The sequence below is a fragment of the Bacillus smithii genome, from assembly GCF_001050115.1.
Taxonomy (GTDB): Bacteria; Bacillota; Bacilli; order Bacillales; family DSM-4216; genus Bacillus_O; species Bacillus_O smithii.
The window spans coordinates 1,613,597-1,636,267 of sequence record NZ_CP012024.1 but is presented as its reverse complement, the minus strand read 5'-3'; the positions used below and the strand labels follow the sequence as shown (position 1 = coordinate 1,636,267).

Genomic DNA, 22,671 nt, shown 5'->3' with positions numbered 1-22,671 from the left:
CTCCTTCTATACCCATGCAGGTGTCTTAACTGGAAGTTTCAAATAGTGGGTCCAAGTATCATCTGCCAGTTTGACAAGAGTTAAAGAGACCCCTGCCATATCAATAGAAGTCATAAAGGAACCAACTTTTTTATAATCAATCACCAACTCTTCTTCCTTTAATAAAGCATGGACATCATTCATGAACACATATTGTTCCATTAACGGCGTAGCACCTAGTCCATTTACTAATACGGCATAATGATCCCCTTTTTTCCAATTGAATGCTTTTTTCAATTGGGTGACTAGTTCTTTTGCGATTTCTTTTGAAGTTTTTATTTTTTCACGACGGTATCCCGGTTCCCCATGAATTCCAACACCGTACTCCATTTCATCCTCTGCTAGTTGAAATCCCGGTTTGCCTACTTCCGGAACGGTCGCCGGAGAAATAGATACCCCTATTGTTTTGATATTGGGTACTAACTGATCCCCCAATTCTTTTATTTCTTTAAGGGATAAACCAGACGCTGCCGCAGCACCTAAAATTTTATGTACCAGAACAGTTCCCGCTATTCCCCTTCTTCCGGCCGTGAAAGTGCTATCTTCAACGGCGATGTCATCATCAACAATTAATTTTTCGACTTGTATATTTTCCATTTCAGCCATCTCTTGAGCCATCTCAAAATTCATCACATCACCAGTGTAGTTTTTCACAATCAATAAAATACCCGCACCTAGATCCGCTATCTTAATGGCTTCAACTATTTGGTCAGGTGTTGGAGAAGTAAAGACTTCGCCACAGACGGCAGCCGACAGCATGCCTTGACCGACAAAACCTGCATGGCTTGGTTCATGACCGCTCCCTCCTCCGCTGACTAGTCCCACTTTGCCCTCGTCTTTAAAAGTTCGATAAATGACACCTGTTTCTTCTAACCTCTTTACTAGTCCTTCATTTGCATAAACAAAACCGTTCAGCATTTCGTCCAAAACATTTTTAGGATCATTTAATATCTTTTTCATCGTTTAGCCCCCTATTGTATTTTCAAGGTTTTATAGTTATGAATATCCTATAAAATAAAATGATATTCCGCTCAACAAATGACTAACAGCATGAATGATTGGGTATGCTATGGTTCACGTCTAAAAAAGTATTTTTCTTCAGATAATATGTAACCCCTTACATTTTGTTTTGAAAATTTTGGTATTCAGTCAATCTTATTTTCCCATATTTATATGATTCCAGCAAGCTTCATAGTGACGATGAATCCTAAAAAATTATGAAGAAATAAAGTTCGTTGTTAAATCAAAAATTAACATAAAAAATTAGCTTATGGACTGGATGAAAGGGTGTTTTTAACTTTGTATGACGTACTTTTTTCGCAAATGAATGATCCAAATCATGACGAACTTCACTTTGCTCGAACTAAAAAATACCTTTTGGAAACTTCTTCCTTGATTAATCATTTTTCAGTATCGATCCCCTCTCTCCCAACTTTCGCTGCTATTTCTCCAGACGATTACTGGCAGCCTATTGATCATCATTTATAGAAAAATTCAATAGCTGACTGATAGATGAACGCATTACGAATATGCTTTCTTTCGTCGTATACATAGTTGGATGAAATAAGTCTGTCATTTGCATCCCAATCAATTGTTTGCCTATTTCAATAGTAAAAAGTATGAGAGATAATCTGACAATAAATTTGATATTTCTGAAAATTCGTGTTATTTTATAAGAAACCATTCATTAGAAAGGAATGATTCAATGAAGACTGCACCTAAAATGACTGAGGAGAAAATATATCATGTTCTCCGTGACGCCATTGTAAATGCAGATTTTCCTCCCGGGCAACAATTAAAAGAAAATGTATTAGCAGAAGCCTTCGGGGTCAGCCGTACACCTATTCGAACGGTTTTTCAGCGATTGAAATACGATTCATTAATCGAATTAAAGCCAAAAAGAGGTGCCTTTGTGTACTGCCCCACTCCAGCTGAAGCGGAGCAAATATTCAGCGTCCGGAAAATGTTGGAACCCCAAGCGACTGAACTGGCGGCCCACTATGCAACATCGGCAGAAATCGATCGTATGCATCATTTTTTAGAAGAAGAACGAAAATTAATGAAAGATCATTTGTTTCACCAGTCATTAGTGGCAACAAAGAATTTGCATTTGAGTATCATTGAAGCATCCAGAAATTCGTATTTAATCGAATTTCTTAAAAAAATTATTACTTTATCCCATATCATATTAAGCTTCTATGATGTATCTGAACATAAAGAAGCAAACGCCATCTGTGAGCATGATGAATTATTAGAGGCGATTAAAAATCACCAGCCTAAAGCAGCAAAAGAACTAGCTTTTAAACATATCGAATCGATTCAAAACGATATTGATTTTTCAAAAGAATTTACGGATCCTGTCTCGATTACACAAATCATTCATCGTTACGTATAAAGCCACGGCATAAATTGTATACAATTTTTGTATACATAAGATAAATCCTCAGTACTGGGAGGTAAACCAAATGGTTCGAGTGACCATGGCTCAATTTTCACCAAAACAAGGCGATAAAAAAGAGAATATTCATAAAATGATCGAAATGATGAAAACAGCAAAAAAGCAGCAATCACAGCTCATTCTGTTTCCGGAATTATGTTTAACTGGATATTTTGTTTGGGAATCTTTAAGTGAGTTGGCCGAGCCGCTTTCAGGCAATTGCATTCAAATTTTCCAAAGTGCTTGTAGAGAACATGAAATCTTTGCTGTTATCTCTTTTCCGGAAAAAAATAAGGACTCCACCTTCTCTATCACTGCCATTCTGATTGACGACAAAGGGACGATAAGAGGCATCTATCGAAAATCCCATCTCTTTGCTAACGAAAGAAATGTATTTAAAGGAGGAACAGAGCTGCCTGTCTTTGATACCAAGCTTGGAAAAATAGCATTAATGATTTGCTATGATCTGGAATTTCCAGAAGTCGCAAGAATACTCCGGCTTAAGGGAGCAGAGCTTCTACTCGTACCGCTGGCAAACATGAAGCCTTATGAAAAGCATCAATTCATTTATTTACAAAGCCGAGCTATGGAAAATCAAATTCCAATCGTATTGTGCAATCGTACCGGAACAGAATGTGATACTACTTTCTTTGGTGAAAGCGCTGCCGTCGACGCAAACGGCACTGTAATCGTCAAACTTAATGATGAAGAACAGCTAATCACCATTCATGTTCCGCTAAATAAACCATTTGATGAACATTTAAATTATTTGGCGGATCGGAGAACCGACTTATACGTCGAGCTATCCGATGAATTGACTGATAAATCAGAAAACAAAACCAAACAAAGGAGATGATATGGATATGAAGAAACAGCTTCATCTGAAACGAACATTAAAGCTGCCGCAAGTGATTATTTTTGGCCTTGCTTATATGGCACCTATGATTGTTTTCGGAACCTATGGCATTTTAGCCGAGACCACCCACGGTTCTGTTCCAACCGCCTATGTCGTTGCGTTGATCGCCATGCTATTTACCGCCTACAGCTATGGAAAAATGGTAAAAGCCTTCCCCACCTCAGGTTCAGCCTATACTTATACTCGAAAGTCGATCAGTTCACATTTGGGGTTCATTATTGGCTGGGCTATATTATTAGATTATTTATTCCTTCCCATGGTCATCTGGCTGATCGGATCCGTATATCTTCATTCTGCCTTTCCGTCCGTTCCTCTATGGATATGGATTATCGCCTTTATTGTCATCACATCCATCATTAATGTCATTAGCGTTAAAATGACGACAAATGTCAATTTTTTCATGATGGTTTTTCAACTGCTAGTGATTGCTTTTTTTCTCATATTATCCATCATGAACATAACTTCGAATACTGGAGGCAACTCATTCGATCACAACCCATTTTTCAACAGTCACTCCTCTCTTTCATCTATACTTGCAGGAGCTTCCATCGCATGTTATTCATTTTTAGGATTTGACGCTGTCACAACCATGTCTGAAGAAACGCTGCAGCCGGAAAAAACGCTGCCGCGAGCTATTTTGCTTGTTACTTTCATCGGTGGAATCATCTTTGTCATTTCCTCTTGTTTTCTGTATCTTGTTCATCCAAACTACATTGATTTTCAAAATCTTGATTCAGCTGCATTTGAAATTGCTAAACAAATTGGCGGAACATTGTTAAGCTCCATTTTCCTTGCCGGTATGATCATTGCCCAATTTGCATCGGGAATCGCTGCCCAGGCAAGCGGTGCGCGCCTTTTATATGCAATGGGCAGAGACAACGTATTGCCGACAAAATTATTTGGCTATTTAAATGCAAAAACCAAAACACCCATTCTCAATATTGTGATAATTGGAGCCATTTCTTTGCTAGCGGTGAATATGGACGTTACGACATCCACATCCTTTATTAATTTCGGAGCGTTTTTGACATTTATATTTGTCAATGTGGATGTGATTTTTCACTACTATATAAAACAAAAAAATCGTTCAAGCAAGGATACTTTTTTCTATTTTCTCATTCCTTTAGTAGGAGCCGTTTTAGACTTTGGACTATTTTTGAATTTGGATAAAAATGCAAAAATTCTCGGTTCGATATGGACCTTCATCGGAATCGTTTATCTAGCCTTTTTAACAAAAGGCTTTAAAATAGCACCACCCGAAATGGATTTTCAAAGCGTTGAAAGTCCGACAGAATTGCCTCTTGATCAAAAATCTATTTAAAATGGAAAGGATGGATACAAATGAAATACGCAAATGTTAAAAGCAGTTTACCAGGAAGCATCTCTAAAAGCTTGTTGGAAAGAAGAGAAAAAGCGATCCCCCGTGGAGTTAGCTATGGAATACCTACTTTCGCCAAAGAAGCAGCTGGTGCACTCGTAACAGACGTGGATGGTAATATGTTTATAGATTTTGCAGGAGCCATAGGTACGATCAATGTAGGACACCGCCATCCAAAAGTGGTAGATGCTTTAAAAGCTCAAATCGATCAATATATTCATACAGGATTTAATGTCGTGATGTATGAACCATATATTGAATTAGCTGAAAAACTAGCGGCCATCGCCCCGGGAAATGATGATAAAAAAGTGATTCTCCTCAACAGCGGCGCAGAAGCAGTAGAAAACGCCGTGAAAATTGCTAGAAAATACACAAAAAGACCGGGCATCATTAGCTTTACACGAGGTTTCCATGGAAGGACATTAATGACGATGTCGATGACAAGCAAAGTAAAGCCTTATAAATTTGAATTCGGCCCATTTGCTTCAGAGGTTTATAAAGCGCCTTATCCATATTTTTATAGAAAACCAGGCAACATTTCGGACGAAGAATATGAAAATTTTATCATCGAAGAATTTAAAAACTTTTTCAAAAATGACGTTGCTCCAGAAATGGTAGCGGCTGTTGTTATGGAACCTGTACAAGGCGAAGGTGGTTTCATCGTTCCCAGTAAAAAATTTGTTCAAGCGGTTTATGACATTTGCCATGAATATGGCATTTTATTCGTGGCGGATGAAATCCAAACAGGTTTTTGCCGGACTGGCCGTTATTTTGCCATTGAGCATTTCGACATTGTTCCTGATTTGATCACCGTTTCTAAATCACTTGCTGCAGGAGTACCGTTAAGCGGCGTGATTGGTAGAAGCGACATTATGGATGCTGCTTCGCCAGGTGAATTAGGCGGAACTTATTGCGGAAGCCCACTCGGTTGTGCGGCTGCATTAGCCGTATTGGACATCATTGAATCCGAGAATTTAAACGCTCGCGGCGAACAAATCGGTAAAACCGTCATGAACAAGTTTAAAAATTGGTACGATCGATTCGAGTTTATCGGCGATATTCGGGGGCTGGGAGCAATGTGTGCAATAGAGCTTGTAAAAGACAGAGAGACAAAAGAGCCTAACAAAGATTTAACCAATCGAATCATCGCTGAAGCCAATAAGCGTGGTTTACTTCTTTTAAGCGCAGGCATATTCGGCAATGTTATACGTTTGCTGATGCCGATTACCATTACTGATGAACAATTGCAAGAAGGGCTGGAAATTCTTGAACAATCTATTTTGGCAGCAGCCTCTATTGAAAAAATTTCTTTATGACGAGGGAAAATCAAGAGACAACGCTAAGTTTTGCCATGAACAAAGCCATCCCTTGAGCGGGGATGGCTTTAATAACAAAAGAGGGTTAATTTTTGTCTGTGTTATTATTAATCTTAACTTGCAAATAAATTAGTGAATTTTAATTAGAATAGCATATCACAGTTGTTTTTCATCTAGCTTGAAATATTTGTTGTGGCGCTGATATTATTGCCAAGAAATCGATTTGTTTCTAAATATGGATTTCAATCCACGCACTCATATAGAGTGCGACGATTAGCAGTCCTTTACTATCGGAATATGGATAAAATTTAAATCCACGCACTCATGTAGAGTGCGACAGCGGTTTTTGATCAAAAAAACCGAAAATTCCCGTCTTTTTGATCAAAAACTCACTATTTTCTTTTAACAAAACAAAGAAATTTTTTAAATGAATACCATAATTTTCGAATAAAAGGGTCGGATTCAGGTGCGAATGTTTCGGTGATTTTATGTGCGCTTTACATTCGCACTATTCCTCCTATATGAACGGATTGTTTCATACAAAATATATATTCAGTTTTAACATTAGGCAATTCTATTCTAAAGCTGCAAATTGCGCGGTTTTACTACACATGCAAATACAAAATTTTGGACGCGCTGGCCATAGTTTTGACACACTTTTGCCTATTTCCTCTGCCTTTTTTGTTATGTACTTCCGACCGTGTATACACATGCGTATTAACACCAACAATAGACTACTTTCATTAACTTCTTCTTAAAACCGTAAAGAAAAGTTGGAACTGAACACTATCACTGCCTCAGCTAAGGAAGGTCTAATTTAAAAGCCTGTTCTAATGTCGATGAAGGAACCAAGTCAGTCAGTCTCCCATGGCCGTTTCGTCCCTAATAAAGCTGCTAAATGTTTGCTGCGATCTCTGCGTTGTTTACGATTAGCTGCTCTTTCTGGCGCCCCTTGATGCAAAAATTTTTCCTCTTCGGTTTCCGGAACAATTTTCGGCACAGGAGTCGGCCGACCGTCTTTTCCAATGGCCACAAAGGTTAAAAAGGAAGTGGCGCATACAGTGCGTTCACCAGTAATCAGATCTTCTGCGACGATTTTTACAAACACTTCCATCGACGTTTGATGAGTCCAAGTCACAAATGCTTCAAGAGAAACCTCATCGTCTACTTTAATAGGATGAAGAAAATCGACAGAATCGGTTGAGGCGGTTACAACTGGGCCTCCCGCAAGCTTCATGGCGGCAAGAGCCGCTACATCATCGATATGTGCCATTAATTTTCCGCCAAACAACGTATTATGATTATTGGTATCCGGTGGGAGAACATGACTCGCTTTAAAAGTTCTTGTCTCTCTCACGTATCGTATCTCACTCATGATGATTCCCCCTGCATAAATACTCATTTAAGCAAAATTGTAAAATTTATCAAACTTTAAAACTCTGTTCCGGTATACTGCATTCCCTTTCAATCAAGACCATTCAATATGTGTATTGGCTGATGAATAATGAATGCCAAAAGTTCGATATAATTATGACCATTTTGAATATACATGAAAAGAATACATTGATACAAGCAAAATGTCGAAAAACGTTTTCACCCCCCTCGTCAACCCCTATAAAAGATTGAATGGCCAACTCTTCAAAAATCGTTTTTCCAAAACAAATTTGAAGATGAACATGTATAAAACAACAATTCCTTTTTTACTATACCTAAAAAAACTGATAGCCACTTTAACTGCCGTCTCCCCTTTCTTTCAATATCAACAAAACCAGGGTGGTGCCTAGCCCTATATCCTATTGGTCGTACTTTAAAATTAAGATTTTTATGTTAACGGTTTTCACTTCCGCCTCCCCATAGTTCTCTGCCACCAGTATGAGCCGTCTCGGCATGTATCTCTTCATCTACCAATTCCAGTTTCCCTGGTTCTTCACTATGATGCCATGTATACCCTTCAGGTGTTTCATTCGCAAATATTTGTTCCCGTTGTGAATCGTTTTTCCGATTCCTTTTGCTCCTTTAATCATCTGTTCTTTATCATTATTAACTACGCCTTGAACTACATCTTTTCCATTATTGTATGTACTTTTTATAGATTGTCCAATTCCTTTTGCCGTTCGAATTGTGGTATTTTTTAATTCCTTTAAACCTTCATCACGTTTATTTTCATCTTTATTGATTAAACCTGAAGCTGTATTCCATGTGCCTTCAGCAATACTTCCAATCGTTGTTCCAGTATTCGTTGTGGCTTTTTTAATTCCATCGTCAATTTCTTGAATGTAATCATTATTTAACTTTTTACCTATAAATTTTATAGGTTCTCCTGTTACAAATCCTACAGTTTTCCCTATCAAAGTACCTGTTTTCTTAAAAAAGACATTTTTTCGCTTTCTCCCTTCATTGCCTTTTCAGTTAAATATTTAGCCATGTTTATGTTTACATAAATCCCTGAATGATATTTAGTAACTCTATTTTCTTATAATTGCTATAGCTTAAACGAAGTAATTTTATGTTGTTGTGCAAAGATCCCTTTTTACTTTCCCAACACTTCTTTCAAAGTTTTTCCATTTAAAAGTTTCCATTCGGTCAATCCATTGGAGCTTCTTCCAAGAATGATGGATGAAGCGGTAGAAGGGCTCGTGAACTTATGATCCTTAGTCAATACCAAGTAATTCTCTTGCTTATTTAAGATTTTCATATCTATCAACTTTTTGCGAAGTTCCGCATAACCAGTTCCTATAGAATGGCTAACAGAGGAAGAAAATTTGGATCCTTTCTTTACTAAAAACCCTTCATCAACTGGATATCCGGAAGCAGAAATTCCTTTCGGTGTTTCGATATAAAAATTTTGATTGAATGTATTAAAATCGATATGCTTATCCAATTTCCATTCATCGATCAATAATTGGACCAGTTCTCGCTGACGTTTTTCGACCACTTCTGGAGTCCATTGATCCAATTGAATAACTTGGGAAGTTAAAGCAAAGGATGTAACACCACCAGACGTTTGAAAATATGAAGCTTTTTTCTTTGGAAAGTCATAATTTTGAGCTTGTGAATTTTTCTTCCGTGTTAAAAGAACGAGATTTCCTAGTTTATGTACATACTTTTCAGGCTCCTCAAATTTCTTGAGCCATTCGCTTTCAGGTTTAGGATTTTGCGGCAATACATGCTCAACTGTAATAACCGAATGATTGTAATACGGTTGACCTTTTGTTAAAAGAGAATCTAATCGTAATAAAATATACCGCTTAGCCGTATCTTTTAAATTTATGTATACATCACCATTTAATTGATGAATGACTTCTGCTCTATCTGTATTTGATAGTTCTAGTGTTGACATTTCTGAGAAAACATCAATCCCTTTATCCATTTCTTTTAAAATCGCTGAATATTTCGACATACGCCAATTATAGTTTCTCCGTAAAATCATGCTCGTTGCCGCAAAGGTTTCCAAACGTTGTAAAAATTCTTTTATTCTTTCATTGTGATGACGAATATAATACATCGCTACTGGCATCCAATCAGAGTTATCAATTCGATTCATTAGACTCAGTAATTTGACCATACTTGGATCATTAGAATAATAAGTCTGATAATCCACTAGCTTCAAATATATCTCACTATATGGTATAAGCATTTCATCAATAAAATTTTTACCGCATATTTTTGAAAATATACCTTCCTTAAATTGCAATATTAAATGCAACAAGTATTGAAAGACCAGATAACCCATGATTAAGTAGAATCGGGACACTCTGCGCGACTTGACGTGGAGTGGCGGGCATGGTAGCCTGGTTGGCCCAGCCAGTACCGTATACCTGGCTTCATGGCTGGTAGCCATGCCCGCAGAGGCTCTTTGTCAAGTTGCTAAAAACCAACCCTTTGGGTTAGCTGGCTTAAGGTTAAGAAGCTAAGCCAGCTAACTCTATTTGGAAACACTCCTCAGGTGTACGATAATTGAGGATCTTCCTTGGAAGATGGTTACACCAATTTTCAACATAGGTAATGGTTTCGTCTGCCACAGAGGAAATGGGTCTCCCCTTTGGTATGAAGCGCCTAATAAGGCCATTATGACGCTCGTTGGTTCCTCGTTCACAGGATGTGTAAGGGTGTGTAAAATAAACCTCTGTTAGATCTTTTTCAACACTAAGGCCGAGGTCAGCAAATTCAGAACCGTTATCAGCCGTAATGGTTTTAAACACTTTAGAGAACCGATTACCATAAGACACTTTCAACTGAGATATGACTTCTGAAACGGATAGACTATCCTTGGCTGTCACTCTCAAAATTATTTCTTTACGGGTTTTGCGCTCAGTAAGAGTCAATAAGGCCTGATCTTTAGTCTTCTTGCCTATAACCGTATCAATTTCCCAGTGACCAAACTCTTGGCGTTCATTGACTTCAATTGGTCGCTCATCGATACTGCGTCCTAAGATCTTCTTATTCTTCCGGTTACGTTTTTTCTTGGTGTTCAGGGTAATTTTCATAGGTAGGTCAATGTTTTTAACGCCTATAAGTCCTAGATCAATATAGTTATAAAGGGTCTTGGTGCAAACCATTTTGTCTTTGAATTTCCCATCACGTTTGGCTCTCCCACATACCGCATCAGGAGACCATTTCTTATCAAGGATCTGAGTTTCGGCATACTTAATAAACTCGATGGCATCGTCTAGTTTTAGCTTGCGGCCACAGGCTTTCCTGTTTCTCTCATAGAGAAGTTGACCTGTGTCTGGAAAATAGACATGAACAATTTTCCCGTTGCTTTTTCTTTGTGGCACTGTACCTCTTCTTAACTCACGGGAGATGGTGCTTTTGTGACAACCAACATAATCTGCAATCTCCTGTTGAGTCTTACCAGCAGCGTGTAAGGCCGCAATTTTCCCACGGTCATAAGCCGTTAAGTGTTTGAAATGCCGAGCTCCTATGGTAGAATTAGTAATTGCCATAGATAAATCCTCCGTATCGATATTGTTTTAGTCGACTTAATCATACGTGGTTTATCTATGGTTTTTCATTTTTTATGCTTGTTGCATTTGATTATACAACTAGCCAAAATATACCTTCATATTCATCCTTGATATTCGCGCTGCTTTTTCGTTTCTGAATGATTACGCGAATGTGTTCAAACAGCTTATTAAATTGATCGCGGCCAAGCGCAACTTCTACTTCTTCCCACTTTGTCGTGTAAATCTCCTGTTCTTCTTCTGGTATATCTCCTAACGCCCTTGCTTTAAAAATATCACTAGGCATTAAATCCAAACCACGATCATTTAAAACAGTGAAAATTCGAAATGCAGAATCAAAATTTGGTGTTGATACAACGACTAGATAGCAAAGTCCATAAATAACACCTGGCAATGTTTTTACTAATTCTGGATCTATAGTATTTAGACGGTTAATAAAATATAGTGCATTCTCTCGAATCCGCTTTTGACTATCTGTTTTAACTGGAGTATTTTCTTTCAGCTTCGTAGTTGCTCCCTCTTCTTGAATATAATGTTGAAAAAAGGATTGATCTATCTTTCTTAACTCAATTCTATATTGATCTTTTGTTTGAAGAAACATATTGCCTTCTTGGGCAATCATCGGTTTAATGGTTTTCGCGTATTCTCCCCCTAAATAGTCACGTAAAACCGCCAACAAAATTGTTAATGTCGTTAACCGTTGCTGTCCATCCAAAACCTCATAAAGGTTTTCTCCTTTTTTCACTAGAACAATACTGCCCAAAAAATAAGGCTCATCAATCTTAGAAAAATCGTCTTTCGTGATGGATTGATGATCAATATAATCGAGAAGATCGTCTAACAAATCCCCTGCTTGATCAGACGTCCATGAATATGGGCGCTGTACAGACGGAATAGTAAACAGGAAATCATCCGAAAAAACTTTATAAAGCGGCATTTCTTCCGCATTTAATGTTTTTTGCATTCTTATTTCCTCCCTATTTTTTATCTGTATTTCCCGTTTCTTAATAAGAGTAAAGGCATGTCTATTCGCTAAATTTGCTAGTTATAATCAATGAAGTGTTTTTGTTCTTGTTTTTTCTTTTCATTAATTTGGATGCTGCCACACTTTCAACTAATTTTGTGTTTCATCAAATATTAACCTTTACTCTTTTTTAGGTGATTTAGAAAAAATCTATATTAATAAAGTACCAAAAATATTTCAGATATTGTCTATCTCGTTTGATATTGCTTCTTCTAAAGTGACAATGGGAGTTGACAGAAATACTCATTTTGATCGAAACTCTTGTATTTCTTTTGATTAGTCACAAAGCGCCGTTTTTTATATAGTCCAATTTTAACAGTATTTTAGCATAATTTGGTATACTCATGGTTATAGAATTATAAATTTTAATTAAAGGTGTTAAAATTCCAAACAGCAACGGATTTAAAATTCCCTAATTAGAAAAGAGAATCGGTTGATGAATCCAGCTATTATTTTCTCTCCCTAACTAGTTTAGCCTTGAGAACTTTAATATATGAGATTACAGCTTTCTCAAAAAGATCTCCCCCCTATTTTGACAAATTTTTTAAAACTTCCATTTTTCGATTCATTTCAGTGATGACAAACGGTATGATATAGATGTATTCAAAATACATCTTTAAACAAAATCGTTTTGATGCGGAGGTTAGATTGTGATGGATCAAGACAAAGCGATTCGGCTGCAGCGTATTTTAGAGGAAGCTTTAAACCCGGTAATAGAAAGAATGGAAAAATTAGAGAAAAAGGTAGAATCTGTTCAATTCAAACAAGAGGAAATCTTGAAGTATCTGAAGGTCAAATAAAGTCTTCTCCAAGGCAACGCCATAAAAAAACCCTCTTATGCGATGGTCTCGACAAGAGGGTTTTCAACTTTAAGCTGCTTTTTTCTGTTGTTCGATATGGTTTTTTGGTTTTCGATTGACTAAATAAATGCTCAACGCGATTAAGAGGAGTCCTATGACCAGATTGAACGTAAATGGCTCTCTTAAGAATAATGTTCCAGTAAAGACGGAGATAACGGGAACAAGAAATGTGTAAGATGCAACCTTGCTGGCGTCTCCGGAATTGACAAGGGTAAAGTAAATAATCCAACTCACGGATAAACCTAGAATGGCCCCAAAGATTAAGCCGAATAAGTAAGGAACATTCCATACGATGTCGGACCAGCTCTCCATACCCGAACCAATTCCAGTAAGGACGATTCCCCCGATTACACATTGAAAGGCTGTGAGCCACATAGAATCAACCTGGGAGCTGATTTTTTTGACATACACCGTGCCAAGCGCCCAGCTAATTCCTGTAAGAAGGGCTAAAATGATCCCCGCAACCGCAATATGCCCAGAAAAGCCGCTCGCACTGACCACGGCCACTCCAATAAAGCCAATGAATAAACCGATGACTTTTAAGGCTGACATCGGTTCTTTAAGCCATAACCAAGCAAAAATGCCGACAAGGACAGGCTGAAGATATACAATTACCGAAAATAATCCGGATGGGATATACATGAGCCCGACCGTTTGTAATCCATAAAACAAAATGACATTAAATATGGACGAAATGAGATAAATAGGCCAGTTTTCTTTCCAGCGAATTTCTTTCCATTTTGGCAATAATAGAATAACCAACAACAGCCCGCCAAAAAGGGTGCGCATTCCAGCAAATAGGAGAGGTGGGGTATACTCTAAGGCAATTTTGTATATAGGCCATGATACTCCCCATACTAATACAAGAAACGTAATAAGACTAATGGTTTTAAAACGTGATAACTCTCTCATGCTTTCTCTTCTTTCTCTCTATCAATTTAACCATGAAAATAGAATATATCACTTTTATAAAGTGATCCAGAGTGTAGACAAAAGGCATCCGAATGTGCGCTTTCGGATGCCTTTTGTCACTTTTATGCTTTCAAATGTTTGGAATAGACCCCTCCAGGGGTCTATTTTATGTTATTGCTGGACTTTTCCATGTCCAGCAAGCCATCTTTTTCAAATTCATTGCAGCAAAAGTTAGCATCGCCTGCATGGACAATTTTTTTAGACCTCTTAAGGTTGTCCAACGCATACCATGCTTTTCCTTTGCATCAGCAAAAACACGTTCAATGGTTTCTTTCCGTCTTGCATAAATGCTCTTATTCTCTTGTGTATGCCGAAGATGATCAGCTTCCTCTAAATAAAATTCCCATACATGTCGCTGAATCAGTTTTTTATGCTCCTTACTTTGGGTGCACTTCGAAAGGAATGGACAATCTTTACACTGGACTGGATCAGAAAAATATTGACGATAGCCTTCCTTCGTCGTAGTTGCATATTTTAACACTTGTCCTTGCGGACAAAGATAACAATCGTAGTATTCATCGTAAACATACTCATGTTTTTTGAAATAACCATCCTTTGTACGAGGGCGAGTATAAGGTAAAGCAGGGGTCATATCATTTTCAAATATGTATTGGGCAACGGCGGGAGTTTTATATCCAGCGTCAGCAGCAACTACAACCGGTTTTCCATGTTTTTCTATGACTTTTTCAAGAAGTGGCTCCAATACGGAACTGTCATGAATATTCCCTGGCGTTACAATAGCCCCCAAAACAAAGCCATTTCGATCCGCAGCAGCATGGAATGAGTAAGCAAACTGTTTTGTTCGCTCGTCTTTTACGTAGTAACCACTTTCCGGATCAGTGGTACTTTCTTTTATTTCTTTATATTCTTCTTTCCCAAATTTATCTGGAGGAAATGGCTTTTTTCCATGTGCTTCTCGATCAGCATTTATCTCATCTTGTAGACGTGCTTGATAGGCTTTCGTTTCTTTTCGAACCACTTTCTTCTCAAATTTATGCTTATTCGCACTCGCTTTGACATGAGTAGAATCAATAAAGACATGCTCACTGCTTATCAGCTTCTTATCTGCAGCTTCTTTCAAAATGCGATAGAATATCTGTTCAAATAAGTCTGTATCCTTAAAGCGTCGCTCGTAGTTTTTCCCAAACGTTGAAAAGTGAGGTACCTTATCATAAAAACCAAATCCAAGAAACCAACGGTAAGCCAGATTCGTTTCGATTTCCTCTATAGTTTTTCGCATGGAACGAATACCGAAGGTATATTGGATGAAAGCCATTTTAATCAATACAACTGGATCAATACTTGGTCGACCTCTTTCCGATGAATACATGTCTTGAACAAGCGAATAGATAAATGAAAAATCAATAGCAGCGTCGATTTTACGAACCAAATGATCTGCAGGTACAAGTTGGTCTAAAGCTATCATTTCTATTTGATCACGATTCATCTGTGTATTTTTTGTTAGCACTTCATCCACCTCAATTCATTACGGTATCTTAATTATACAAAAAAAGACTGTCGGCAAATCCGGTTTTTTCGGATTTGTCGACAGTCTGTATCACTTTTATAAAGTGATCAAGTAACTTGTTTTTTCTTGAAATTGCGAGATCAAACAGGCTTTTCCACGCTACCGATGTATAATGGTGAGCTACAAATAAACGGATTTTCCTTTTTCTTTTCGTAAAGGTTGCCAATTCAATCCCCGCAGGTGTTTTTTTCTTGGCGCTTCTAGACAAAATCCTTTTCATTCTTTCTTGTTCTCAATTGAACTTTTTTGATTTTTCCGATGTCATCGCCTATTTAGTTTTTCTTGTGTGTTTTTAAAAAAGGAAAAGGGTTACCCAAAAGGTTATACTTTTCGGGTATCCCCTTTTCTTTTGTTCAAAGCTTTTATTCGTTTCAATTAAAAAAGGTGAATTCTCACTCATCATCACCAAAGAAATCGCCAAAATCAAATCCATCATGATCATGATCTTGATCATGATTTTGATCGTGGTCTTGATCGTGATCTTCATGCATGAATTCCTGCATGACTTCATCCATCAATATGCCTCCCAATGCACCGGCTGCAAAGCTGCCAATCATTCCGGCGGCGGAGCTTCCATGACGATGATGGACGTCATAATCATCGTCATAATATGGTTCGTGTCGATAAGAATGCGGTTGGTGGTAAAAATATGGTTCATGATAAGAATGTGGTTCATAATAAGAATGCGGTTCATAATAAGAACCAGGCTGGCGAACGGATTCAACAATATACCTTTCCAACACGTTTACTAACTCCGACATATTATTCAATATTCCTTCTGGCAAAAAGAAATCTCTTTTGATTTCGACTTCATGATAGCCTTGCCGAGCTTCGATTTCCATCCAGAGGCGGATTCCATGTTCCTCGATGGAAAAACGCATTTCAATTTCATGAATTTCTTGGGCAAAATGATTCATTGGGAAAAACGAAAATTCTTGGCCTTGGCTGTCCAATTTTCCAGAAGTGGGTTTTTGGCGGAATCCGATTCTTTCCATTGCTTCAAACACATGGATGATTTGCGGTACCGGTTTAATTTCAATATAATCTACATCTGATTTATCCGCCCCGCCTTCAATGTCTAAATATGTATCAAAGTAAAAGGATACGGTCGGACTGGAAACAGGTAATGTATAAGGAAGTTGATAGGCAAATGGAATGGTTTTTTGCTCTTTAGCTTGAATGATAAATGGCCCGCTGGCTGGAATGGTATCGATATGATGTTTTGTAATGCCGTGTTCATTGCGAATTTCCATAAACAGTCCCACATCAATGGATTTGATTTTTTGTTCATATTCTCCTCCATAGATGAGGACTTCTCCTTGAACACTTTCCCCGACATGAAAGGAATTCGTATATAAACGCAAGTCAACGGTAGCTGAACCTTTTCCAAAACTTGCAAGGAATCTTTTAAACATTGTCTAACTCTCCCTTAAAAAAATGTTTTTAGCAGTTGTATTATATCATTTTTATTTTGAAACTCTTTTGTTCCAGTTCGCCAAAAATGGTACAGTTTCTTGACAAACGATCACTCTTATTTGTGTGTTGCCCGCTTTTTTTATAAGTACGGAAACGATATTCTGAAAACTTCCATATCCCATTTAATGGTAATTGGTATATGAATAAATTTAAAAACAGGCTTTACCTCCTGCGAAGTAAAGCCTTGAATCTTTCACCCTATCAAACCATCATTTTGCAAATGTCATTTGAAAACTCAACCGGGTCTTGAATCGGCAAGCCTTCAATGAGAAGAGCTTGATTGTACAACAAGTTCGTGTACAGTTTTAATTTGTCTTTGTCGTTTGCATAGGCGTCTTTTAAAGATTGAAAGACATCGTGATGGATATTGATTTCTAAAATTTTTTCCGCTTTAATGTTTGGGTTGTTCGGCATCGTGCTTAGGACTTTTTCCATTTCAATTGATACTTCGCCTTCTGTTGCAAAACATACAGGATGCGATTTTAATCTTGCGGATGCTCTGACGTCTTTGACTTTGCCGGATAAAACTTCTTTCATAAAATCAAAGAGTTCTTTGTGTTCTTTTTCTTCCGCTTCGGCTTGAGCCTTGTCTTCTTCAATTCCTAAGTCGCCGCTCGATACAGATTTAAATTCTTTGTCTTTGTATTTCATTAGCATTTTGATCGCAAATTCGTCGATATCATCGGTGAAATATAGAATTTCATAACCTTTTTCTGCTACGATCTCTGTCTGCGGAAGCTTTTCAATCCGTTCAATGGTTTCTCCAGTTGCATAATAAATATATTTTTGATCTTCCGTCATTCTGGAAACATATTCATTTAAGGTGACCAGCTTCTTCTCTTTTGAGGAGTAGAACATCAATAAGTCCTGCAGTAATTCTTTATCTTTTCCAAAATCATTATAGACTCCAAACTTTAACTGTCTGCCAAAGGATTGATAAAATGCTTCGTACTTCTCACGATCATTTTTTAATAAACGCTCCAATTCTCTTTTTATTTTATGTTTAATATTTTTAGCGATAAACTTTACTTGTTTATCCTGTTGCAACATCTCTCTTGAAATATTGAGAGATAAATCTTCGGAGTCGACCATTCCTTTGACAAAGCTGAAATAATCTGGAAGCAAGTCTGGACACTTGTCCATAATTAAGACACCGCTAGAATACAGCTCTAACCCTTTTTCAAATTCTTTTGTGTAATAGTCAAAAGGAATTTTCTCAGGAATGAATAAAATAGCTTGATATCGTACCGTACCGTCAACGCTAATATGGATATGTTTGATCGGTTTGTCGAAACCGTAATGTTTTTCTCGATAAAAATTCTCGTAATCTTCGTCCGTCAGTTCGTTTTTATTTTTTCTCCAAATCGGAACCATGCTGTTAATAATCTTTTCTTCTTTATACTCTTCAAATTCGTTTTCGCTGCCCTCTTTACGTTTTCTTTCCGTCACATCCATTTTGATAGGATAGCGAATGAAATCAGAGTATTTTTTGATGATTTCTTTTAAGCGGTACTCTTCAAGGAACTCATCGTAATTTTCATCTTCTGTATTTTCTTTCAACTTTAAAATAATCTCGGTTCCAACTGAATCTTTCTCGCACGGTTCAATACTATATCCATCAGCACCTTGAGATTCCCATTTATATGCTTCATCGCTGCCTAAAGCCTTGCTGATGACCGTCACTACATCTGCGACCATAAAAGCGGAATAAAATCCTACCCCAAATTGACCGATGATTTCATGGCCATCTTTCAATTCATTTTCGTTTTTAAAAGCAAGAGAACCGCTTTTCGCTATCGTTCCAAGGTTATTTTCAAGCTCTTCTTTTGTCATTCCAATACCGGTATCCAAGATCGTCAATGTTCTGTTTTCTTTATTGGGGATGATTTTAATATAGTAATTGTCTTTGTCAAAAGTGAGCGAATCATCTGTCAGCGCTTTGTAATAGATTTTGTCAATGGCGTCACTGGCATTGGAAATGAGCTCTCTTAAAAAGATTTCTTTTTGTGAATAAATCGAGTGGATCATCATTTCCAACAGTCTTTTCGATTCTGCCTTAAACTGCTTTTTCGCCATAAAGACTCTCCTTTCCACGAACAAAATTCCTATATGTAAAGAATGTCCTTATCGCTTTATGATCAAAATTAGCACTCTCATATATTGAGTGCTAATCAATAGTTTAGATAGCACAGAAAATGGCATTTGTCAAATAGGATATAAGCCATATCGACTTGTTCTATCTTCTAATGATAGGCAATGAGGATTCGAGCGATCATTTATTTTCCTATTAACGAAACAAAGAAATAATAACCGAACAAGAAAGTGACAAGCAACATTAACATTGCTAAAAACAAAATAAGAGAACGAGAAGGCCGAAACGTTTGTTCATTAATTTGTTTCGCTTTTTGAAAATAGCTGATAGTCGAAAAAAGGATCGTACATACGCCTGTTAAGACCGATAATAGACCGATGATTTGCACAGTCATATTGGATAAAGATTGAGTAGCCGATTTGATATGCAAGTTTAGAATAAGAAAACCGATTCCCATAATTGCAATCGCAGTTCGAATCCATGCCAAAAATGTTCGTTCGTTGGCTAAATGCTACTGAATATATTTTGAATCTTCTGTAACGGTACGTTTATTCTCATCCATGAATCCATAGCCTTTCCATTTAAAGTCTACACCAATATATACTTAGAAATTTCCGTTTTTCAATAATTGTTCTTGACAAAATTGGATTGCTTCACGAGTATTCAATCAAGAATTCCTGTATCGCCAGACGGATTGCTTGTTTGGACGATGTTTTCACTCTTAGCTTAGTTCATGGAATGGGATTTTTCAATAAAATCGATTAGTTCTTCAGTAGTCAGAACCGTTGCAAATTCTCCATGCAAAGTGGCAAGAGAAATGACAAGAATTTGATCAGCATCATAATATGCACCATCAGGTCCTTTTAATCCAAAGGCAGCTGTAGCGCCTGATACTAGATTTGTATTAAATCCTAGGTTTCCGCTCATTCTTGTAGTAGTGGAGTGGAGCGCATTGAGAAGTCGTTAAACCAGTAATGACGACATTATGGATTTCATGTTCCTTATAGGCGGGAAAAAGTTGTTTTGGTTGCCGGATAACCTATAAGGATAAGACTGTGGAAGGGACTTATCAGTATGGCTTTGGAATTCTGAATTTTAAAGAATAAAAAAGGGCGGATGTTTTCCGTCCAAGTTTGAATTGAGAAACGTGAATGAAAATGAACGATCAATAAAAATCGGCCCTTTGAGTCATTGTATTTTTTGGGACATGATCATTAGATTTTATTTAGAGACTTCCATTTAATATTTTGTGAAATGTTTTAATTTTTTATCTTTTGTATACATTGGCCCCGTTTTGTCAGCGATCCCTCTCTTCATAGAAAGCACGAGCTCTTTTCTCTATTTCATTTAGCATCGCATCATTTTCCACTAACGTCTCGCGTATTCGATGAATCAATTGCAAAGCGTTTGGTCCAGAGATTTGCTTTGCCACACGTTCAAGAAGAACTTTCGTATCAACAGAAAATTTACGGGCAAACCCTTGACACATTATCATATTCTTCCGAAGAGTTTCGTTGTATTCACCTGCAAAAGCTCGGCGTAAACATCCGCGCATACCTGCATAACCATATGAAATTTCGGAAGCAGCCCTATAAAAAAGAATCATCCCATCTGCATTGCTGGATTACGGATGTAAACGAAGTTCACTTACCAATGAGACTAAACGTTGTACCACTGGCTTGGCAGACTCCGTTGCGTTCCACCACTCCATCAAGCAATGCTGTTTCTCTGCACTCATATTGATAAGTCGTGTATTAAGCATAAAGAACTTTCCTCCTAAAGACGAGGGATTGCTTGAATTTTCTCGTTCTTCGCGCGTATTGCCTCCCATTCAGGACCAAGAAAGGACTGGCCAAGCTTATTAGCTCTCTTAATCATTTTAGCGATTTGACGGTTTAAATATCGACTTTGCTCGACTAAATAAAAAACGCTCGGATCAGCTCCTTGAACAGCTAATTCAAAATTGGGACTTAATTGTTTTTCACTAATACGCAAAGTATCAAGTTCAAAGACAAGCATTTCTTTTTCAAGAGGAATCAAATCGCCTTGACGGATGCGTTGAATCGTTCCTTGTACAGCGTCAAATCCGTAGCCGATATCCGCAACTGTTGCATGATACGGATTCAGTCCCGGCGCCACTCTTATAGATGGAATTCTTCGAAAACCTGTTGTAATAGAACACACTACTTCCTTGGCGGCCATCCCTTTTTTTAACGCAGCCTCAATAGCATCAAGATAATCATTTCGTTGATAAGAATGGATCCCTACAAAGTCAGAAGACATTAATGCGTCCCTCCCCTTAGTTTTTTAGATTATTCTGAAAGAACGATATAGGTATATGTCAGTTGTTTGTCTATTAAGATTTTTTTCGCAAAAAGCAACTGTAGGAAAACGTGGTTTGAATCAAATTTTATACAATTGAAGCGAACATAAGACTATTAGAAATAAATACATTCGGCTCATTTCACTTGCTGCACTTATCTAAATAAAAAGTCGGCGTTTCTTGTTATTGAATGTCTGTATGTTATCCTTTGGAGGAGTTGATTAATTGTGGTTCATGAATTGGATATCCAAAATACATTAACCCTGCAAACCACTATTACTGCCTATCATGCTCGACTTACGTCCTTCTGACTACATATCCATACTTAGCTAACAAGAAAAGGCACCTGTAGATCATTACAGGTGCCTGTGACTAGATCATTGTCTATTCAAATTGATTTCATAATATAGAATCCATCTGTATCTTCCACTTCAACAATACCGACTTCTCCTCTGCCATGAGATTTAGCCCTAAAGATGGAACAAGTTAACGGTCAATGGGATATGGAATGATTCATATTAATAGTGGGAATGCTTATTGTATTTTTGTCTTAACACTAAAAAAATTATATTAAAAATTTAGGTCCTATGATTTGTTCAATCAGTTCTTCCTTAGTCAAAACCGTTGCAAATTCTCCATGCAAAGTGGCAAGAGAAATGACAAGAATTTGATCAGCATCATAATAGACACCATCAGGTCCTTTTAATCCAAAGGCAGCTATAGCGCCTGATACTAGATTTGTATTAAATCCTAGGTTTCCACTCATTCTTGTCGTGGTGGAAACGCAATGAGGAGTCGTTAAACCGGTGATCACGACATGATGGATACCGTGTTCCTTAAGGTATTGTTCCAAATTAGTCCCTATAAAGGCACTGTTCACATGTTTTTGAATGATGACTTCGCCTTCTAATGATTTACAATCTCCTTAAACGAAACTCCTTTACTGTTAGCAGCCAGAGGTGAATGAGAATTCGTCGATATATGTGGACATGGATAACAGGTCATTGCTTCTCTCTCCATATTTTTAATAAACTGTTAATATTTTCTTCAGCGTTAGGATTATTGCGCTTTCCCCATCTTTTATCTTCAAATCCTTGTTGAACGTCACGATTTGTTGATTGGAATCCATGTTCATCCCCCAATTTAACAATTTAGGCTCCCAACGGAGATTCATCTTCGAATTTTTTATAAATCAAACGAATTTTTTTGCATTCCCTTTTAAATATCTTCAAGTTTACATAATAATTTTATGATAATCTTAAAACTTCTTCTAAAAAATAAAGCAATGTTCTATCTCCTCTTCTATTAGTTAGATTGAATAAACAAGAATTTTGACATAATTACTA

The 22,671-nt window shown here is 37.3% G+C and carries 20 protein-coding genes and 3 pseudogenes; 5 read left to right on the top strand and 18 right to left on the bottom strand.

Translation table 11 applies throughout. The features are described 5' to 3' along the window. Positions 1 to 6: 6 nt before the first annotated feature. Positions 7 to 999 (bottom strand): dihydroxyacetone kinase subunit DhaK, encoded by a 993-nt coding sequence (dhaK, locus tag BSM4216_RS07720; RefSeq protein WP_048623335.1) that lies wholly within the window; start codon positions 997 to 999, stop codon positions 7 to 9. Between the two features lie 745 nt (positions 1,000 to 1,744). On the opposite strand from dhaK, the gene BSM4216_RS07715 reads away from it, so the two are divergent. The 4 genes from BSM4216_RS07715 to gabT all read left to right on the top strand — a co-directional run bounded on the left by BSM4216_RS07715 (position 1,745) and on the right by gabT (position 6,086). Next, a complete protein-coding gene (locus tag BSM4216_RS07715; protein ID WP_048623334.1) occupies positions 1,745 to 2,434 on the top strand; it encodes a GntR family transcriptional regulator in 690 nt (229 codons plus the stop codon). 70 nt (positions 2,435 to 2,504) lie between these two features. Next, entirely contained in the window at positions 2,505 to 3,332 is an 828-nt protein-coding gene (locus tag BSM4216_RS07710; protein WP_048623333.1) for a carbon-nitrogen hydrolase family protein, read from the top strand. A 7-nt stretch (positions 3,333 to 3,339) separates the two neighbouring features. Beyond that, complete coding sequence (locus BSM4216_RS07705; protein WP_053083269.1) at positions 3,340 to 4,713, top strand: APC family permease; 1,374 nt, start codon at positions 3,340 to 3,342, stop codon at positions 4,711 to 4,713. A gap of 20 nt (positions 4,714 to 4,733) precedes the next feature. Further along, complete coding sequence (gene gabT, locus BSM4216_RS07700; protein WP_048623331.1) at positions 4,734 to 6,086, top strand: 4-aminobutyrate--2-oxoglutarate transaminase; 1,353 nt, start codon at positions 4,734 to 4,736, stop codon at positions 6,084 to 6,086. 579 nt (positions 6,087 to 6,665) lie between these two features. On the opposite strand, the gene BSM4216_RS16270 is transcribed toward gabT, so the two are convergent. From BSM4216_RS16270 to BSM4216_RS07675, 7 genes are all read right to left on the bottom strand, one after another. After that, positions 6,666 to 6,743 (bottom strand): CRISPR-associated endonuclease Cas2, encoded by a 78-nt coding sequence (locus BSM4216_RS16270; protein WP_371836630.1) that lies wholly within the window; start codon positions 6,741 to 6,743, stop codon positions 6,666 to 6,668. Positions 6,744 to 6,939: 196 nt separating this feature from the next. Continuing rightward, positions 6,940 to 7,461, bottom strand: coding sequence for an acyl-CoA thioesterase (locus BSM4216_RS07695; protein ID WP_048623330.1), 522 nt, complete (start codon positions 7,459 to 7,461; stop codon positions 6,940 to 6,942). A gap of 452 nt (positions 7,462 to 7,913) precedes the next feature. Beyond that, on the bottom strand, positions 7,914 to 8,060 hold the full coding sequence (locus BSM4216_RS16265) for an HNH endonuclease (RefSeq protein WP_082142283.1): 147 nt from the start codon (positions 8,058 to 8,060) through the stop codon (positions 7,914 to 7,916). Beyond that, positions 7,988 to 8,437 (bottom strand): hypothetical protein, encoded by a 450-nt coding sequence (locus BSM4216_RS07690; RefSeq protein WP_048623329.1) that lies wholly within the window; start codon positions 8,435 to 8,437, stop codon positions 7,988 to 7,990. Before BSM4216_RS07690 ends, BSM4216_RS16265 begins: the two co-directional genes overlap by 73 nt. Positions 8,438 to 8,616: 179 nt before the next feature. Continuing rightward, positions 8,617 to 9,795 carry a DUF4357 domain-containing protein gene (locus BSM4216_RS15905; protein ID WP_244878057.1) on the bottom strand — a complete coding sequence of 393 codons (1,179 nt, stop codon included), beginning with the start codon at positions 9,793 to 9,795 and terminating at the stop codon, positions 8,617 to 8,619. A gap of 193 nt (positions 9,796 to 9,988) precedes the next feature. Continuing rightward, the gene (locus BSM4216_RS07680; RefSeq protein WP_048622401.1) at positions 9,989 to 11,032 is read right to left on the bottom strand and encodes an IS30 family transposase; all 1,044 of its coding nucleotides are present in this window, start codon (positions 11,030 to 11,032) and stop codon (positions 9,989 to 9,991) included. A 91-nt stretch (positions 11,033 to 11,123) separates the two neighbouring features. Next, positions 11,124 to 12,014, bottom strand: coding sequence for a DUF262 domain-containing protein (locus tag BSM4216_RS07675; protein WP_053083238.1), 891 nt, complete (start codon positions 12,012 to 12,014; stop codon positions 11,124 to 11,126). A gap of 710 nt (positions 12,015 to 12,724) precedes the next feature. Here BSM4216_RS07675 and BSM4216_RS16705 point away from each other — a divergent pair. After that, on the top strand, positions 12,725 to 12,874 hold the full coding sequence (locus BSM4216_RS16705; protein ID WP_156179232.1) for a hypothetical protein: 150 nt from the start codon (positions 12,725 to 12,727) through the stop codon (positions 12,872 to 12,874). A 69-nt stretch (positions 12,875 to 12,943) separates the two neighbouring features. On the opposite strand, the gene BSM4216_RS07670 is transcribed toward BSM4216_RS16705, so the two are convergent. The 10 genes and pseudogenes from BSM4216_RS07670 to BSM4216_RS07625 form a co-directional block, all read right to left on the bottom strand. Next, entirely contained in the window at positions 12,944 to 13,846 is a 903-nt protein-coding gene (locus BSM4216_RS07670; protein WP_048623328.1) for a DMT family transporter, read from the bottom strand. Between the two features lie 166 nt (positions 13,847 to 14,012). Continuing rightward, positions 14,013 to 15,374 carry an IS1182 family transposase gene (locus tag BSM4216_RS07665; protein WP_048622333.1) on the bottom strand — a complete coding sequence of 454 codons (1,362 nt, stop codon included), beginning with the start codon at positions 15,372 to 15,374 and terminating at the stop codon, positions 14,013 to 14,015. A gap of 452 nt (positions 15,375 to 15,826) precedes the next feature. Further along, a complete protein-coding gene (locus tag BSM4216_RS07655; protein ID WP_048623326.1) occupies positions 15,827 to 16,849 on the bottom strand; it encodes a sporulation protein in 1,023 nt (340 codons plus the stop codon). A 262-nt stretch (positions 16,850 to 17,111) separates the two neighbouring features. Further along, the gene (htpG, locus tag BSM4216_RS07650; RefSeq protein ID WP_048623325.1) at positions 17,112 to 18,986 is read right to left on the bottom strand and encodes a molecular chaperone HtpG; all 1,875 of its coding nucleotides are present in this window, start codon (positions 18,984 to 18,986) and stop codon (positions 17,112 to 17,114) included. Positions 18,987 to 19,186: 200 nt separating this feature from the next. Further along, positions 19,187 to 19,564: pseudogene (locus BSM4216_RS07645) on the bottom strand (YidH family protein). Positions 19,565 to 19,728: 164 nt separating this feature from the next. After that, positions 19,729 to 20,005: pseudogene (locus BSM4216_RS07640) on the bottom strand (amidase); the annotation flags it as partial. A 294-nt stretch (positions 20,006 to 20,299) separates the two neighbouring features. Then, complete coding sequence (locus BSM4216_RS17095; RefSeq protein WP_244878055.1) at positions 20,300 to 20,491, bottom strand: hypothetical protein; 192 nt, start codon at positions 20,489 to 20,491, stop codon at positions 20,300 to 20,302. Positions 20,492 to 20,626: 135 nt separating this feature from the next. Beyond that, positions 20,627 to 20,764, bottom strand: a complete 138-nt coding sequence (locus BSM4216_RS17090; RefSeq protein WP_244878054.1) for a hypothetical protein — start codon at positions 20,762 to 20,764, stop codon at positions 20,627 to 20,629. A 14-nt stretch (positions 20,765 to 20,778) separates the two neighbouring features. Then, positions 20,779 to 21,285: a hypothetical protein gene (locus BSM4216_RS07630; protein ID WP_048623324.1), complete on the bottom strand. Its 507-nt coding sequence runs from the start codon at positions 21,283 to 21,285 to the stop codon at positions 20,779 to 20,781. 605 nt (positions 21,286 to 21,890) lie between these two features. Continuing rightward, positions 21,891 to 22,467: pseudogene (locus tag BSM4216_RS07625) on the bottom strand (isochorismatase family protein). Positions 22,468 to 22,671 lie beyond the last annotated feature (204 nt).

Bases quoted from the DNA above. Each gene is read 5' to 3' on its own strand.
- gabT (WP_048623331.1), top strand. From the start codon at position 4,734: ATGAAATACGCAAATGTTAAAAGCAGTTTACCAGGAAGCATCTCTAAA.
- BSM4216_RS07710 (WP_048623333.1), top strand. From the start codon at position 2,505: ATGGTTCGAGTGACCATGGCTCAATTTTCACCAAAACAAGGCGATAAA.
- BSM4216_RS07705 (WP_053083269.1), top strand. From the start codon at position 3,340: ATGAAGAAACAGCTTCATCTGAAACGAACATTAAAGCTGCCGCAAGTG.
- htpG (WP_048623325.1), bottom strand. From the start codon at position 18,986: ATGGCGAAAAAGCAGTTTAAGGCAGAATCGAAAAGACTGTTGGAAATG.
- BSM4216_RS07655 (WP_048623326.1), bottom strand. From the start codon at position 16,849: ATGTTTAAAAGATTCCTTGCAAGTTTTGGAAAAGGTTCAGCTACCGTT.
- BSM4216_RS07695 (WP_048623330.1), bottom strand. From the start codon at position 7,461: ATGAGTGAGATACGATACGTGAGAGAGACAAGAACTTTTAAAGCGAGT.
- dhaK (WP_048623335.1), bottom strand. From the start codon at position 999: ATGAAAAAGATATTAAATGATCCTAAAAATGTTTTGGACGAAATGCTG.
- BSM4216_RS07630 (WP_048623324.1), bottom strand. From the start codon at position 21,285: ATGTCTTCTGACTTTGTAGGGATCCATTCTTATCAACGAAATGATTAT.
- BSM4216_RS17090 (WP_244878054.1), bottom strand. From the start codon at position 20,764: ATGCTTAATACACGACTTATCAATATGAGTGCAGAGAAACAGCATTGC.
- BSM4216_RS17095 (WP_244878055.1), bottom strand. From the start codon at position 20,491: ATGTGTCAAGGGTTTGCCCGTAAATTTTCTGTTGATACGAAAGTTCTT.
- BSM4216_RS07670 (WP_048623328.1), bottom strand. From the start codon at position 13,846: ATGAGAGAGTTATCACGTTTTAAAACCATTAGTCTTATTACGTTTCTT.
- BSM4216_RS07715 (WP_048623334.1), top strand. From the start codon at position 1,745: ATGAAGACTGCACCTAAAATGACTGAGGAGAAAATATATCATGTTCTC.
- BSM4216_RS07675 (WP_053083238.1), bottom strand. From the start codon at position 12,014: ATGCAAAAAACATTAAATGCGGAAGAAATGCCGCTTTATAAAGTTTTT.
- BSM4216_RS07680 (WP_048622401.1), bottom strand. From the start codon at position 11,032: ATGGCAATTACTAATTCTACCATAGGAGCTCGGCATTTCAAACACTTA.